Annotated in this window: 15 protein-coding genes; 13 read left to right on the top strand and 2 right to left on the bottom strand. The window is 64.2% G+C overall.

The features are described 5' to 3' along the window. Positions 1-3: 3 nt before the first annotated feature. Together lpdA and OZ10_RS06955 are read left to right on the top strand one after the other, a co-directional pair. Positions 4-1836 carry a dihydrolipoyl dehydrogenase gene (gene lpdA / locus OZ10_RS06960; protein WP_039564290.1) on the top strand — a complete coding sequence of 611 codons (1833 nt, stop codon included), beginning with the start codon at positions 4-6 and terminating at the stop codon, positions 1834-1836. 59 nt (positions 1837-1895) lie between these two features. Continuing rightward, positions 1896-2183 (top strand): hypothetical protein, encoded by a 288-nt coding sequence (locus OZ10_RS06955; protein ID WP_039564289.1) that lies wholly within the window; start codon positions 1896-1898, stop codon positions 2181-2183. A gap of 137 nt (positions 2184-2320) precedes the next feature. On the opposite strand, the gene OZ10_RS06950 is transcribed toward OZ10_RS06955, so the two are convergent. Then, entirely contained in the window at positions 2321-3133 is an 813-nt protein-coding gene (locus OZ10_RS06950) for a porin family protein (protein WP_039409218.1), read from the bottom strand. Between the two features lie 630 nt (positions 3134-3763). On the opposite strand from OZ10_RS06950, the gene OZ10_RS06945 reads away from it, so the two are divergent. The 10 genes from OZ10_RS06945 to OZ10_RS06900 all read left to right on the top strand — a co-directional run bounded on the left by OZ10_RS06945 (position 3764) and on the right by OZ10_RS06900 (position 12049). Then, the gene (locus OZ10_RS06945) at positions 3764-4129 is read left to right on the top strand and encodes a hypothetical protein (protein WP_074059361.1); all 366 of its coding nucleotides are present in this window, start codon (positions 3764-3766) and stop codon (positions 4127-4129) included. A gap of 25 nt (positions 4130-4154) precedes the next feature. Beyond that, a complete protein-coding gene (gene atpB / locus OZ10_RS06940) occupies positions 4155-4955 on the top strand; it encodes a F0F1 ATP synthase subunit A (RefSeq protein WP_039409216.1) in 801 nt (266 codons plus the stop codon). 73 nt (positions 4956-5028) lie between these two features. Further along, positions 5029-5331, top strand: coding sequence for a F0F1 ATP synthase subunit C (gene atpE, locus OZ10_RS06935; RefSeq protein WP_002814105.1), 303 nt, complete (start codon positions 5029-5031; stop codon positions 5329-5331). 114 nt (positions 5332-5445) lie between these two features. Next, positions 5446-5916: a F0F1 ATP synthase subunit B gene (locus OZ10_RS06930; RefSeq protein ID WP_039409208.1), complete on the top strand. Its 471-nt coding sequence runs from the start codon at positions 5446-5448 to the stop codon at positions 5914-5916. A 3-nt stretch (positions 5917-5919) separates the two neighbouring features. Then, complete coding sequence (locus OZ10_RS06925) at positions 5920-6447, top strand: F0F1 ATP synthase subunit delta (protein ID WP_039409206.1); 528 nt, start codon at positions 5920-5922, stop codon at positions 6445-6447. A gap of 47 nt (positions 6448-6494) precedes the next feature. Next, positions 6495-8042, top strand: a complete 1548-nt coding sequence (gene atpA, locus OZ10_RS06920; RefSeq protein WP_039409204.1) for a F0F1 ATP synthase subunit alpha — start codon at positions 6495-6497, stop codon at positions 8040-8042. A 187-nt stretch (positions 8043-8229) separates the two neighbouring features. Continuing rightward, complete coding sequence (gene atpG, locus OZ10_RS06915; protein WP_039409202.1) at positions 8230-9093, top strand: F0F1 ATP synthase subunit gamma; 864 nt, start codon at positions 8230-8232, stop codon at positions 9091-9093. 125 nt (positions 9094-9218) lie between these two features. Then, positions 9219-10625, top strand: a complete 1407-nt coding sequence (gene atpD, locus OZ10_RS06910) for a F0F1 ATP synthase subunit beta (protein WP_003484008.1) — start codon at positions 9219-9221, stop codon at positions 10623-10625. Positions 10626-10772: 147 nt separating this feature from the next. Further along, on the top strand, positions 10773-11195 hold the full coding sequence (locus OZ10_RS06905) for a F0F1 ATP synthase subunit epsilon (protein WP_005992065.1): 423 nt from the start codon (positions 10773-10775) through the stop codon (positions 11193-11195). Positions 11196-11461: 266 nt separating this feature from the next. After that, positions 11462-12049 (top strand): chorismate mutase, encoded by a 588-nt coding sequence (locus OZ10_RS06900; protein WP_039564287.1) that lies wholly within the window; start codon positions 11462-11464, stop codon positions 12047-12049. 412 nt (positions 12050-12461) lie between these two features. Here the strand turns inward: OZ10_RS06900 and OZ10_RS06895 are convergent, their stop codons facing one another. Then, the gene (locus tag OZ10_RS06895; RefSeq protein WP_039409185.1) at positions 12462-12845 is read right to left on the bottom strand and encodes a GtrA family protein; all 384 of its coding nucleotides are present in this window, start codon (positions 12843-12845) and stop codon (positions 12462-12464) included. A gap of 145 nt (positions 12846-12990) precedes the next feature. Between OZ10_RS06895 and glmU the strand changes: the two genes are divergently transcribed. Continuing rightward, positions 12991-14355, top strand: coding sequence for a bifunctional UDP-N-acetylglucosamine diphosphorylase/glucosamine-1-phosphate N-acetyltransferase GlmU (glmU, locus tag OZ10_RS06890; protein WP_039564285.1), 1365 nt, complete (start codon positions 12991-12993; stop codon positions 14353-14355). Positions 14356-14449: the final 94 nt, after the last annotated feature.

Here is a 14449-nt window from a genome sequence, read left to right as displayed (position 1 = left end):
CAAATGGCGGTCATTGAAATCAAGGTTCCCGACATCGGCGATTACAGCGATGTCCCCGTCATCGAAGTGCTGGTCGCCGTGGGCGACAGCGTGGCCAAGGACCAGGGCCTGGTGACACTGGAATCGGACAAGGCCACGCTGGAAGTGCCGTCCTCGGCCGCCGGTGTGGTCAAGGAACTCAAGGTCAAGGTGGGCGACAACCTTTCCGAAGGTGCGGTCGTGCTGCTGCTGGAGACCGAAGGCGAAGCCGCCGCGCCGGCAGCGCCTGCCAAGGCCGACACCAAGGCGGCCCCGGCCGCTGCAGCGCCTGCCGCCGCTCCGGGCAGCAAGCCGCCGGTGACGCCGTCGCATCGCGCTCCGGTCGAGCCGGCAGCGCCCAAGCCGGCGCTGGCCAGCGGCAAGCCCGCCGATATCGAATGCAAGATGGTGGTGCTCGGCGCCGGCCCCGGTGGTTACACCGCCGCGTTCCGCGCGGCCGACCTGGGTCTGGACACGGTGCTGATCGAACGCTACGCCAGCCTCGGCGGTGTCTGCCTCAATGTGGGCTGCATTCCGTCCAAGGCGCTGCTGCATGCGGCGGCGGTGATCGACGAGGTCGCCCATGCCGGCGACTTTGGCGTGGACTTCGGCCAGCCCAGGATCACCCTGGACAAGCTGCGCGAGTACAAGGAAAAAGTGGTCGGCAAGCTCACCGGCGGCCTGGCCAGCATGGCCAAGCAGCGCAAGGTACGCACCGTCACCGGCGTGGCCAGCTTCGTCTCGCCCAACGAGCTGGAGATCGTCGGCGACGACGGCACCACCCAGCTGCTGCGTTTCGAGCACTGCATCATCGCGGCCGGCTCGCAGGCGGTGAAGCTGCCCAACTTCCCCTGGGACGACAAGCGCGTGATGGACTCCACCGACGCGCTGGAGCTGCACGACATTCCCAAGACCCTGCTGGTGGTCGGCGGCGGCATCATCGGCCTGGAGATGGCCACGGTGTACAGCGCGCTCGGCAGCAAGGTCACCGTGGTCGAGTTCATGGACCAGCTGATGCCGGGCGCCGACAAGGACCTGGTCAAGCCGCTGGCCGACCGCCTGAAGAAGCAGGGCGTGGAGGTCCATCTCAAGACCAAGGCTACCGACGTCAAGGCCGACACCAGCGGCATCACCGTGTCGTTCGAAGCGGCGGTAGAAGGCGAAAAGCCGGGTCTGCAGGCCACCGCCTACGATCGCGTGCTGGTCGCCGTGGGCCGTACGCCCAACGGCAAGAAGATCGGCGCAGAGAAGGCCGGCGTCACCATCACCGAGCGCGGCTTCATTCCGGTCGACCGGCAGATGCGCACCAACGTGCCGCACATCTTCGCCATCGGCGACATCGTCGGTAACCCGATGCTGGCGCACAAGGCCACCCACGAAGGCAAGCTGGCCGCCGAAGTGGCTGCCGGCGAGAAGAAGGAATGGGTGGCGCGGGTGATTCCGTCGGTGGCCTACACCAACCCGGAAATCGCCTGGGTCGGCGTCACCGAAACCGAAGCCAAGGCCAAGGGCCTGAAGGTCGGCGTGGCCAAGTTCCCGTGGGCCGCCAGCGGCCGCGCAATCGGCATCGGCCGCACCGAGGGCTTCACCAAGCTGATCTTCGACGAAGAGACCCACCGCGTGATCGGTGGTGCCATCGTCGGCGTGCATGCCGGTGACCTGCTGGCCGAAATCGGCCTGGCCATCGAGATGGGCGCCGAAGCCGAAGACATCGGCCACACCATCCATGCGCATCCGACCCTGAGCGAATCGGTCGGCATGGCGGCCGAGGTCTACGACGGCACCATCACCGACCTGTACATCCCCAAGAAGAAGTAAGCGCCGTTCACGGCCGCGCCGCCATGTGTGGTGCGGTCGTTGCGGTGGTGAGTCGACGCATGGAGGTCGTCATGGGGCAGGGCAATCTGTGTCCTGAACTGCAGGCGCTGCTGCAGCGCGAACTGGCCAGTGGCAACCGTATCGCCGAGCCGCCGCAGCGAACCGACTGGCCACATCCGGGCTCGGTGTTCGTCTCGCTGAAGCGCGACTTGCGCAGCGACGTGGCGTCGCTGCCGGCAACGGTGCAGCATACGATCTGCACCGATCCCCACTATGGTTGGCACGACGAGTGCTACTGCACCACGCACCGGCATCTGTTGGTCGCGGGTGCGACCAAGCCGCCCTGAGCGTGTGTCCGCTGCTGCCATGGATTGCAGCAGCGTCGGTTACTTGCCATGCATCCGTAAAACGACAGAACCCCGCATCGCTGCGGGGTTCTGCATAAGGCTGCTTTTCGAATCCCGGGTCCCGGGACCGGAAAGAATCAGAACGCGAACGTCACGCCTGCGACCGGACCCTTGAACTCCTGCTTCAGGCCGATCAGGCCGTCGCTGCCGCGCTGGTCGACGTCGAGCTTGAACCAGTCGTAGCCGGCGAAGATGCCGAAGTTCTTGGTGAAGCGGTATTCGGCCATCGCGTTGGCGCGGCTCAGGTCACCGTCGTAGTCGCCGAAGTCGCCCCAGCTGGTGTTGAGGTACTGGCCCTGCACGTTGAACAGCCAATGCTCGCTTGGGCGTGCGGTAAAGCGGATACCCACCACCGGCGCGGCGCCGTCTTCGCTTTCGTCCAGCACGTCACCGGAGAACACGCTGCCCAGATCGGCATACGCATTGGCTTCGACCTTGGCGTACTCGGCACCGATCTGCAGGCCGAGGCTGAATTCGGGGGTGTCGATCACCGAGTAGTCGTACACCAGGGTCGCAACCTGGTACTTCAGCTCGCCCTTGATGAAGCTGCCGGTCGGCACGGTCACGCCACCGGCGCTCAGATCCTGGGTCAGGGTCTCGCGGCGGTCCTTGTCGTACTTGAAGTAATCGAAGATCAGGCGCTGACGGGTGCTGATGCGGAACACGCCATCCACGCGCGGCTCCCATTCCTTGCCGCCGAGCTTGAAGTCTTCGTTGACCGACACGTTGTTGCCAGCCACCAGCGTGTTGCCACGGATGGTGTTGTCGTTGTCGACGTTCATCGCACCGAGGCGAAGCTGGAAGCGGTCGTCGGTATCTTCGGCGTGTGCGGGCGCGACATAGCCGACGGCCAGAACGCACGGGATCGCCAGTGCGAGAAGGTGTTTCATGGGGAGCTCCGAATTCTTGGAATGGTCAGGCCGTTGAGCCAGTGCGGCGCATGTTCGATAAGGCGGCGTCGTCCAAAAGTGAAGAACCCGTCGCATGCCCGTGAAGGTGCACATAGCAATCGGACAAAACGGTCCGCAACGCCAGCAGGCACAGGCGCCGCCGCTGTCCAGCCCTGAAAACGCTGCGGGTCGCGATGGGCCCAAAGTGTGCGGCAGTGCATACCCTGCGGTACGTTCGACTGCGCAGACTGCGCAGTGACTTCTCGATGTCGCCGGGCCAATGCTCGTTCCGCGCGCTGGCGAAGCGAGCGGTCGTGCCCCGCAGCGGATTGGACCGCGGATGGGAAAGTGTCAGGGTGCGACAAAATGCGTAAAAAGCAGGAGCCCCGGTTTCCCGGGGCCCCCAGACGCGGCCTGCGGCGCGACCTTTCGACGAGGATGTGCAGGCCTCGCCGGTTATGACCGTCGGTTTGTGGCAAAGTTCCCACCCGGCGCCGCCGTCGCCACATTGTGCATCGCAACAACGAATGACCTTTGCCGGTTGTCTCGCAATTTGTCCCATTGCTATACTTTCGCGGCTCGACGAGGCGCAACTGCGCTTCCCACTCATTCACACGTAAGGTAACCGTAGTGCTGAACTCCGTTGACGCGGGTCGGCGGTTGATGCTGCGCGCTGCGGTATATCCGCTTGCCGCCGTAGCTATAACCAGTCTGGGGTTGCTGTTGGTCGGTCCCCGTTACTCTGCCGGTCTGGCATTGACCGGGTTTGCGACGGTGCTGGGTGGTTGGGTGGCGGCACGCACCGCGCTCGGTGGCGGCATCCAGGCAGCCGGTATCGCCATGGTGCGGTTGGTGCTGGCGATGGTGCTGAAGTGGGTGTTGGTATTTGCGGCGTTGTCGCTGGGCTTTGCCCTGTGGCGGCTGCCTCCTCTGGCTCTGTTGGCGGGTATCGCCATCGGGTTGATTTTTCAGGTTCTGGCCCTGGCCAGACGTTGATTCGAACTTAAAGGGCTCCAGACACATGGCGGGCGAGGCAGCAACCCCTACCTCCTATATCCAGCATCACTTGCAGAACCTGATCTATCCGGTTGGCGAGGGTGGCGGCACGTTTTGGACCATCCACGTCGACACCCTGGTCATGGCTGTGCTGATGGGCCTGGTGATGGTGCTGGCATTCTGGACGGCGACCCGCAATGCCACCGCCGGCGTGCCGGGCAAGTGGCAGGCATTCGTGGAAATCTGCCTGGAGTTCGTCGACCGCCAGGCCAAGGACACCTATCACGGCAGCAGCAAGCTGGTGACGCCGATCGCGATCACCATCTTCTTCTGGATCCTGTTGATGAACCTCATCAAGATGATTCCGGCCGATTTCATCGCCATTCCGCTGGGGTGGGCCGGTATCCATGCCTGGAAGCCGGTACCCACCGCCGACGTCAATGCCACCTTGGGCATGTCGATCAGCGTGTTCTTCCTGATGATCGTGTTCTCGCTGCGCTCCAAGGGCGTGGGCGGCATGACCAAGGAGTTCCTCACGGCGCCGTTCGGCAAGTGGATGATGCCGTTCAACCTGCTCTTGAACATCGTCGAGTGGCTGAGCAAGCCGATTTCGTTGGCGATGCGACTGTTCGGCAACATGTTCGGCGGCGAGATCGTCTTCCTGCTGATCTGGGTGCTGGGCGGTGCGGGCATCGCCGGCATGGTCGCTGGCGGCGCATTCGGCCTTGGCTGGATGCTGTTCCACCTGTTGGTGATTCCGCTGCAGGCCTTCATTTTCATGATGCTGTCGATCGTGTATCTGAGCCTGGCTGAAGACAGTCACTGAGTTTGCGTCACCCCTTCATCTGCTTCATTCCGCTTCATCCATCACCCTTAGAAACTTTCGTTCGGAGATCACCATGTACCTCGCCGTCCTGACCAACCTCGCTCAAGTCCAGAGCTCCACCGTCCTCGCCGTCGGCATCATGATCGGCCTGGCCGCGCTGGGTGCCGGCCTCGGTCTGGCCATCATGGCTGGCAAGTTCCTGGAATCGGCTGCACGCCAGCCGGAACTGATTCCGGTGCTGCAGGTGCGTATGTTCATCACCGCCGGCCTGATCGACGCCGCGTTCATCATCAGCGTCGCTGTCGGCCTGCTGTTCGCCTTCGCCAACCCGCTGGCCCAGGTGTTCATCGAGCGTCTGTCGCAGGCCGCCGGCTGATCCAGCGGTAGCAGGATGTGGAGGCAGCCGCGCGCGGTTGCCTCCGCGGATGAAGGTCGGAAAGCGTCGCCCGTGCGGCGGCGCTTTCACCCCTAAACAGCGATTGAGCGACCCATGGATATCACCCTTACCATCTTTGCCCAGGCGTTGGCCTTCGCCGGTCTGATCTGGATCGTGGCGACCAAAATCTGGCCGCCGCTGTTGCAGGCGATCGAAGAGCGTCAGCAAAAGATCGCTGAAGGTCTGGCTGCGGCCGATCGCAGTCAGAAGGATCTGGCGCAGGCGCAGGAAAAGGTCAACGAAGCATTGAAGGACGCACGCACCAAGGCCAACGAGATCATCGATCAGGCCCATGCGCGCGCCAACCAGATCATTGAAGCGGCCAAGCTGGAGGCAATCGCCGAAGCCAACCGTCAGAAGGATCTTGCCCAGACCGAAATCGACGCATCCGCCACCCGTGCCCGCGAAGAGCTGCGCAGGCAGGTCTCGGTGCTGGCCGTCAGCGGTGCAGAAAAGCTGCTCAAGCGCGAAATCGACGCCAACGCCCACAAGGCGCTGCTCGACGAGCTGGCGGCGGAGATTTAAGCGATGAGTCAGGCCCTCACACTTGCCCGTCCCTACGGCCGTGCCGCGTTTGCGATCGCGCGTGAGGGCGGCACATTCGCGCCCTGGTCCGATGCGCTGGCGTTTTCGGCGCAGGTGGCTGGCGATCCGCGCGTGGCTGCGCTGCTGCTCAACCCGGCCCTGGGCCAGGAACAGGCGGTAACGTTGCTGGCGCCACCGCAGGCAGGCGAAGACTATCTGCGCTTCCTCGGCCTGCTGGCCGATGCGCAGCGGCTGTCGCTGCTGCCGGAAGTAGCGGGGCTGTACGAACAGCTGCGCGCCGAAGCCGAACACGTCGTCAAGGCGACCGTGACCTCGGCCACCGAGATGAGCCCGGCCGAGCTGGACACGATTGCCGTCGCGCTGAAGAAGCGTTTCGGCCGCGAGGTGGACATCACCACCGCGGTGGATGCGTCGCTGATCGGCGGCGCGGTGATCGATACCGGCGACGTGGTCATCGACGGCTCGCTGAAGGGCAAGCTTGCGCGTCTGCAAAGTTCGCTCGCCCACTGAATTCACATAAACGCATGGCCCTTGTGGCCGGCACCTAGGACTGAACGATGGCAACCACGCTCAACCCCTCCGAAATCAGCGACCTGATCAAGACCCGCATCGAGACGGTCAAGCTGTCCGCGGAGTCGCGCAACGAAGGCTCCGTGACCAGCGTGTCCGACGGCATCGTGCGCATCTTCGGCCTGGCCGATGTGATGCAGGGCGAAATGATCGAACTGCCGAACAACACATTCGCGCTTGCACTGAACCTGGAGCGCGATTCGGTCGGCGCCGTGGTGCTGGGCGACTACGAAAGCCTGCGCGAAGGCGACGTGGCCAAGACCACCGGCCGCATCCTGGAAGTGCCGGTCGGTCCGGAGCTGCTGGGTCGCGTGGTCAACGCACTCGGCGAGCCGATCGACGGCAAGGGCCCGCTGGGCGCCACCCAGACCGCACCGGTGGAGCGCGTGGCGCCCGGCGTGATCTGGCGCAAGTCGGTCGACCAGCCGGTGCAGACTGGTTACAAGTCGGTCGATGCAATGATCCCGATCGGCCGTGGCCAGCGCGAGCTGGTCATCGGGGACCGTCAGACCGGCAAGACCGCGCTGGCGATCGATGCGGTGATCAACCAGAAGGGCACCGGCATCAAGTGCGTGTACGTGGCGATCGGCCAGAAGGCCTCGACCGTTGCCAACATCGTGCGCAAGCTGGAAGAAAATGGCGCGCTGGCACACACCGTGGTGGTGGCTGCGACCGCGTCCGAATCGGCCGCGATGCAGTACATCAGCCCGTACGCCGGCTGCACCATGGGCGAGTACTTCATGGACCGCGGCGAAGACGCATTGATCGTGTACGACGATCTGTCCAAGCAGGCCGTTGCCTACCGCCAGATCTCGCTGCTGCTCAAGCGCCCGCCGGGTCGCGAAGCCTACCCGGGCGACGTGTTCTATCTGCACTCCCGCCTGCTCGAGCGCGCTGCACGCGTGTCCGAGGAATACGTGGAGAAGTTCACCAACGGTGCGGTGACCGGCAAGACCGGCTCGCTGACCGCGCTGCCGATCATTGAAACGCAGGCCGGCGACGTGTCCGCGTTCGTGCCGACCAACGTGATCTCGATCACCGACGGCCAGATCTTCCTGGAAACCGATCTGTTCAACGCCGGTATCCGTCCGGCCGTCAACGCCGGCATCTCGGTGTCGCGCGTCGGTGGTGCAGCCCAGACCAAGATCATCAAGAAGCTGTCCGGCGGCATCCGTATCTCGCTGGCGCAGTACCGCGAGCTGGCGGCGTTTGCGCAGTTCGCCTCGGACCTGGACGAAGCCACCCGCAAGCAGCTCGAGCGCGGTCAGCGCGTCACCGAGCTGATGAAGCAGAAGCAGTACGCGCCGATGTCCATCGCCAACCAGGCGCTGTCGATCTACGCGGTCAACGAGGGTTTCCTCGACGACGTACCGGTCAACAAGTTGCTGGCGTTTGAAGAAGGCCTGCACGCGCACTTCGCCAACACCCAGGGCGAGTTGGTCAGCAAGATCAACAGCACCGGCGGTTGGGACAACGACATCGAAGCGGCGTTCAAGAAGGGCATCGCAGAGTTCAAGACCACGGGCACCTGGTAAGTCAGTAGCCGGGATTCGGGATTGGGCATTCGGGATTTGTAAGAGCGGATGGTCGAGGTCTTGTTGATCCTCGACCATCGTTTCGAATCTTCAGATTAGGTATTCGGAAGTCGTGGTGCGGGACGTGGGAGGCTTTGGCCATTCCCGAATCCCGAATCCCGATTCCCACGAGCGAAGCGAGCGAGCAATGGCAGGCGGACGCGAAATCAAAACCAAGATCAAGAGCGTGCAGAACACCCGCAAGGTGACGCGCGCGCTCGAAATGGTCTCGGCCTCCAAGATCCGCAAGGCGCAGGACCGCATGAAGACCTCGCGTCCGTATGCGCAGGCGATGAAGCAGGTGATCGGGCATCTGGCGCAGGCCAGCACCGATTTCCAGCATCCGTTCCTGGTCGAGCGCGAGCAGGTCAAGCGGGTCGGCTACATCGTGATCTCTTCCGACCGCGGCCTGGCCGGCGGTCTGAACAACAACCTGTTCCGCAAGATGCTCGGCGAAGTGCGCCCGTGGCAGGACACCGGCGCCGAAATCGACGTGGTGACCATCGGCCAGAAGGCTTCGGCGTTTTTCCGTCGCATCAAGGTCAATATGGTCGGCAGCGTGACCCACCTGGGCGACAGCCCGCAGGTGGAACAGCTGATCGGCGTGATCAAGGTGATGATCGATGCCTTCATCGAGGGCCGGGTGGACCGCGTGTATCTGGTCTACAACCGTTTTGTGAACACCATGACGCAGAAGGCCAGCTTCGATCAGCTGCTGCCGCTGCCGGCCGCCGAGCACAAGGTGGCGCAGCACGATTGGGACTACCTGTACGAACCCGATGCCGCGACCGTGCTGGAGCACGTGATGACGCGTTACATCGAGTCGCTGGTGTACCAGGCGGTGCTGGAAAACGTGGCCTCCGAACATGCAGCGCGCATGGTGGCGATGAAGGCCGCCAGCGACAACGCCAACAAGATGATCGGCACCTTGCAACTGGTCTACAACAAGGCGCGCCAGGCGGCGATCACCCAGGAAATTTCGGAAATCGTCAGCGGCGCGGCCGCTGTGTAGCCGGGAATGGAGAATCGGGAAACGGGAATAGGCAAGGCCATCGGTGCTCTTGATCTCCCCATTCCCCATTCTCGATTCCCCATTCCCGACACCAGAATCGAACAGACATTAGTGGAGTTATCCAAATGAGTCAGGGCAAGATCGTTCAGATCATCGGCGCGGTCGTCGACGTCGAATTCCCGCGTAATGAAGTGCCGAAGGTGTATCACGCGCTCAAGGTCGACGGCACCGAAATCACCCTGGAAGTGCAGCAGCAGCTGGGCGACGGCGTCGTGCGCACGATTGCGCTGGGCTCCACCGACGGCCTGAAGCGCAACCTGGTCGCCACCAACACCGAACGCGCCATTTCGGTGCCGGTCGGTGCCGGTACGCTGGGCCGCATCATGGACGTGCTGGGTCGCCCGATCGACGAAGCCGGTGACGTGCAGGCCTCGGATCACTGGGAAATCCATCGCGGCGCACCGTCGTATGAAGACCAGTCGTCCAGCACCGAATTGCTGGAAACCGGCATCAAGGTCATCGACCTGATGTGCCCGTTCGCCAAGGGCGGCAAGGTCGGCCTGTTCGGCGGCGCTGGCGTCGGCAAGACCGTCAACATGATGGAACTGATCAACAACATCGCCAAGGCGCACAGCGGTCTGTCCGTGTTCGCCGGCGTGGGCGAGCGTACCCGTGAGGGCAACGACTTCTACCACGAGATGAAGGACTCCAACGTCCTGGACAAGGTCGCAATGGTGTACGGCCAGATGAACGAGCCGCCGGGCAACCGTCTGCGCGTGGCGCTGACCGGCCTGACCATGGCCGAGTACTTCCGCGACGAGAAGGACGCCAGCGGCAAGGGCAAGGACGTGCTGCTGTTCGTGGACAACATCTACCGCTACACGCTGGCCGGTACCGAAGTGTCCGCACTGCTCGGCCGCATGCCGTCGGCAGTGGGCTACCAGCCGACGCTGGCCGAAGAAATGGGCGTGCTGCAGGAGCGCATCACCTCGACCAAGAGTGGTTCGATCACCTCGATCCAGGCCGTGTACGTGCCCGCAGACGACCTGACCGACCCGTCGCCGGCGACCACCTTCGCCCACTTGGACTCGACCGTTACGCTGAGCCGTAACATCGCTTCGCTGGGTATCTACCCGGCCGTGGATCCGCTGGATTCCACCAGCCGCCAGATGGACCCGCTGGTGATCGGGCACGAGCATTACGACACCGCCCAGCGCGTCCAGCAGACCTTGCAGAAGTACAAGGAACTGAAGGACATCATCGCGATCCTGGGCATGGACGAGCTGAGCGAAGAAGACAAGCAGTCGGTGTCGCGCGCACGCAAGATCGAGCGCTTCTTCAGCCAGCCCTTCCACGTGGCCGAAGTGTTCACCGGCTCGCCGGGCAAGTACGTCTCGTTGAAGGACACCATCCGCGGCTTCAAGGCGATCTGCGACGGCGAATACGACCACCTGCCGGAGCAGGCGTTCTACATGGTCGGCAGCATCGAAGAAGCGGTCGAGAAAGCCAACAAGATGAGCGCCAAGGCGTAAGAGCCGGGATTTGGCATTCGGGATTCGGGATTAGGTAAGGCGGTGGGCGGGGTGCGGAAACGAGATGAGTGGCCATGGTGAAAGCTGCGGTTGCCAATCCCGAATTCCCAATCCCCAATCTCCGCCTCACAACGTGAGGCATCCACCATGAGCACTATCCGTTGCGACATCGTCAGCGCCGAGAAGGAGATCTTCCACGGTGAGGCGACGCTGGTCGTGGCTACCGGCGAGCTGGGCGAGCTGGGCATTGCGCCCAAGCACGCACCGCTGATCACCCGCCTGAAGCCGGGCAAGGTGGTGGTCACCACTGCCAGTGGCGAACAGCTGGACTTCGCCATTTCCGGCGGCATCCTGGAAGTGCAGCCGCAGGTGGTGACCGTGCTGGTCGACACCGCGGTGCGTGCGCAGGACATCGACGAGGCCGCCGTCCGCAAGGTCAAGGAAGAAGCCGAGCGGCTGCTGGCCAACCGTGGTGACACGGTGGACGTGGCCCAGGCGCAGCGTCAGCTGGCCGAGGCGACGGTGCAGTTGCAGGCGCTCGAACGCCTGCGCCGTAATCTCAAGCACTGAGCGCGTGCCTGGCCCGGCAAGGGTCAGGCAACGCGATGCCCGTGTACTGCCGCACCCAGTTGTGGACTGCAAACGCCGACCTCCGTGTCGGCGTTTTCGTTTCTGGAGCCGCGGTTGCGGGACAGCACGCCATGTTCTGTGGGTAACAGGCACACTGCGCGCTTGTGCCGTGGTGCGATGCGGGATGCGCCGTTACGACGGTTTGTGTGCCTTGGTTGACGTCTGCGCGTCATCGCCGCAGCCGACCTGTCGTTGAGGATCGTTACATGACCCACTGGGTGGATGGCTTCCGTCGTTACGTCATGACCGGCATGCTGACGGCCGCACTGCTGGGGTGCGCGTGGCCGGCGCGCAGCCAGCCGTCGCTGGACCCGCTGCTGGACCGCATCGTGGCGCGCAATGCCATCGGCGATGCCGTGGCGTTGAGCAAGTGGGACAGCGGCAAGCCGGTACTGGACCAGACGCGCGAAGCCGCAGTGTTGCTGAGCGTGCGCGATCAGGCATCCCACCATGGGCTGGAGCCCGATGACGCGGTGCGTTTTTTTGCCGCGCAGATCGAGGCCAACAAGGCGGTGCAATATGCACTACTGAATCGCTGGCACGAGCGCGGCCGCGCGCCGGATACCGCCCGGCCGGATCTGGCCGCGTTGCGCGCACGGCTGGACCAGCTGCAAGGCGAGTTGCTCGATGCACTGGCCGCCGCAGGTCCCGCACGCGCGGCGCGGGAGTGCCCGACCGATACCGCACGCGCGGCTGCGCGCTATGCCGCGCAGTGGCAACTGGACGCACTGCATCGCGCGGCACTGGTGCGTAGCCTGGGCGACTTCTGCCAGCAGGCGGGTAACAAGACCTAGCGGGCGGCAATCGGCGCGACGGGTTCGACAGGCGAGCAGACCATGCAGGGGCGTGTGTGGGTCTATGCGCTTGCAACATGTGCTGGAACGAGTGGCCGCATCTGCAATCAGGTGGATAACCGCGCGGTCAGCGATCGGCCGCGTGGTCTGGCGACCTGTGGGTGATGCGGTTGTTTACCAATAGCGTCCAACGACGGCGACGCCGGGTTCGTGCGCGGTTGTCAGCCTGAGGTCCGCGTGGGCGCCGCTGGCGGTCGTCTGCGACGGGAAAGGCAGGGGTCTGAACGACATGCCTGTCGCATGGCGGCTGTTCGCCAGCGCTCCCCAGGCGAAGGCAGGCGCATTGTGCAGGACAGGTCGCGCCAGCGCGGCGCGTTCCATGCGCCAGGTCGCTGTACTCACTTGCCTGGCCTCAGCGATACACCACGTGCCGGCCCAAAAAGAACGACACGATTGCCAGCCCGCCTTCGACCAGCGGTTTGGCCAGCCAGGCCTGGCGCAGGCCGACCAGATCGACGGTGACCGACAGCAGCCAAGTGCTGATCAGCGTCAGCGCCAGCCACATTACCGCGAAGCGTCGGAAACGCTGCCAGCCAAGGCGAGCATCGCCTTGCCGGGCAAAGGTGTAGCGGCCGTTGAGCCAGAAGCCGAGCACCGCACCGCTGACGCGCCCGAGCAGATTGGCCGGCACCGCAGGCATGCCGGCGGCGGTGGCCGCGATGAAGATGCCGCAATCCACCGCCAACTGTAGCGCGCCAATGAGGATGAACTGGCTGCCTTGGCGGAACAGGCTCATGCGGACCGAAGAGGAAGAAAGGGCGCCCATCCTAGCGGTCGCCGCGCTTAACGGTGTGTCATTGCCTGCCGATCCTCTGTGACGGGCACGCCGTGTTGCACCGCTGCGACTAGAATTTACGCGTCTATCCTCTCGGGAACTGTTGATGACCCTGCCTTTGCACGTTGTGATCCTGGCCGCAGGCGAGGGCAAGCGCATGCGCTCGTCGCTGCCCAAGGTGCTGCAGCCGCTGGCGGGCCGGCCGATGCTGGCGCACGTGATCGCCACCGCACGCCAGCTGCAGCCGGCGGCGATCCATATCGTGTACGGGCACGGCGGCGACCAGGTGCGGGACGCATTCGCTGCGCAGCAGGATCTGCAATGGGCCGAGCAGCGCGAGCAACTCGGCACCGGCCACGCAGTGCAACAGGCAATGGATGCGATTCCGGATGCGGCCACGGTGCTGGTGCTGTACGGCGATGTTCCGCTGATCCGCAGCGAGAGCCTGCTGGAACTGCTGCACGCGCCGGGGCGCATGGCGGTGCTGGTCGCCGAACCCGCCAATCCCACCGGTTATGGACGCATCCTGCGCGATGCCGAAGGCAAGGTGGCAGCGATCGTCGAGCAGAAGGATGCCAGCGAAGAGCAGCGCCGTATCCGCACCATCAATACCGGCATCCTCACCGCCGAATCCACCGCGCTGCGCCGTTGGCTGGGTGGCCTGTCTAACGACAACGCGCAGGGCGAGTTCTATCTGACCGATGTGTTTGCCAGCGCGGCCAGCGATTTCACGCCGGCCGACATGGTCTACGTAGCCGACCCGCAGGATGTGGAGGGCGCCAACGACCCCTGGCAGCTGGCCCAGCTGGAGCGTGCGTGGCAGACACGGGCGGCGCGGGCGCTATGCCTGCAGGGCGTGCGCATGGCCGACCCTGCGCGCGTGGAGCAGCGCGGCAGCGTGCAGGTGGGCCGCGACGTGCAGCTGGATATCGACGTGATTCTGGAAGGCGATGTGACCCTGGGCGATGGCGTGGTGATCGGTCCGTTCGTCCGGTTGCGCGACGTAAACCTGGGCGCGGGTACGCAGGTGCGCGCGCACTGCGACCTGGAAGGCGTGGTCACCGAAGGTGCGGTGCTGGTGGGCCCGTTCGCACGGCTGCGCCCCGGCACCGTGTTGGCCGATGGCGTGCATATCGGCAATTTCGTGGAGACCAAAAAGGTCACGATGGGCGTGGGCAGCAAGGCCAATCACCTCACCTACCTGGGCGATGCGGTCATCGGCAGCAAGGTCAACATCGGCGCCGGCACCATCACCTGCAATTACGATGGGGTGAACAAATCGCAGACCACCATCGGCGATGGCGCCTTTGTCGGCTCCAACAGCGCGTTGGTGGCACCCATCGAGATCGGCACCAATGCGACCATCGGCGCGGGGTCGGTGATCACCCGCGATGCACCGCCGGGCCAGCTCAGTGTGTCGCGTCCGCGGCAGACCGTGATCGAAGGATGGGAGCGACCTGCTAAAAAGTAGGCCGCCCTGTTGGCGGACAATACAGTGCGCTGCGGCCCCAGATCGACTGCGTAGGAGCGCACCCAGGCGCGACTGACAATGCCGGGAAGCCTGT

It is taken from the genome of Xanthomonas cannabis pv. cannabis (genome assembly GCF_000802365.1).
In the GTDB taxonomy this organism is placed as follows: Bacteria; Pseudomonadota; Gammaproteobacteria; order Xanthomonadales; family Xanthomonadaceae; genus Xanthomonas; species Xanthomonas cannabis.
The sequence above is the reverse complement of the archived record's forward strand: the minus strand, read 5'-3'. Positions and strand labels throughout refer to the sequence as shown.

What these genes read in the sequence shown, in the direction of transcription:
- lpdA (WP_039564290.1), top strand. Translation starts at nt 4, where the DNA reads ATGGCGGTCATTGAAATCAAGGTTCCCGACATCGGCGATTACAGCGAT.
- OZ10_RS06955 (WP_039564289.1), top strand. Translation starts at nt 1,896, where the DNA reads ATGGAGGTCGTCATGGGGCAGGGCAATCTGTGTCCTGAACTGCAGGCG.
- OZ10_RS06950 (WP_039409218.1), bottom strand. Translation starts at nt 3,133, where the DNA reads ATGAAACACCTTCTCGCACTGGCGATCCCGTGCGTTCTGGCCGTCGGC.
- atpB (WP_039409216.1), top strand. Translation starts at nt 4,155, where the DNA reads ATGGCGGGCGAGGCAGCAACCCCTACCTCCTATATCCAGCATCACTTG.
- atpE (WP_002814105.1), top strand. Translation starts at nt 5,029, where the DNA reads ATGTACCTCGCCGTCCTGACCAACCTCGCTCAAGTCCAGAGCTCCACC.
- OZ10_RS06930 (WP_039409208.1), top strand. Translation starts at nt 5,446, where the DNA reads ATGGATATCACCCTTACCATCTTTGCCCAGGCGTTGGCCTTCGCCGGT.
- OZ10_RS06925 (WP_039409206.1), top strand. Translation starts at nt 5,920, where the DNA reads ATGAGTCAGGCCCTCACACTTGCCCGTCCCTACGGCCGTGCCGCGTTT.
- atpA (WP_039409204.1), top strand. Translation starts at nt 6,495, where the DNA reads ATGGCAACCACGCTCAACCCCTCCGAAATCAGCGACCTGATCAAGACC.
- atpG (WP_039409202.1), top strand. Translation starts at nt 8,230, where the DNA reads ATGGCAGGCGGACGCGAAATCAAAACCAAGATCAAGAGCGTGCAGAAC.
- atpD (WP_003484008.1), top strand. Translation starts at nt 9,219, where the DNA reads ATGAGTCAGGGCAAGATCGTTCAGATCATCGGCGCGGTCGTCGACGTC.
- OZ10_RS06905 (WP_005992065.1), top strand. Translation starts at nt 10,773, where the DNA reads ATGAGCACTATCCGTTGCGACATCGTCAGCGCCGAGAAGGAGATCTTC.
- OZ10_RS06900 (WP_039564287.1), top strand. Translation starts at nt 11,462, where the DNA reads ATGACCCACTGGGTGGATGGCTTCCGTCGTTACGTCATGACCGGCATG.
- OZ10_RS06895 (WP_039409185.1), bottom strand. Translation starts at nt 12,845, where the DNA reads ATGAGCCTGTTCCGCCAAGGCAGCCAGTTCATCCTCATTGGCGCGCTA.
- glmU (WP_039564285.1), top strand. Translation starts at nt 12,991, where the DNA reads ATGACCCTGCCTTTGCACGTTGTGATCCTGGCCGCAGGCGAGGGCAAG.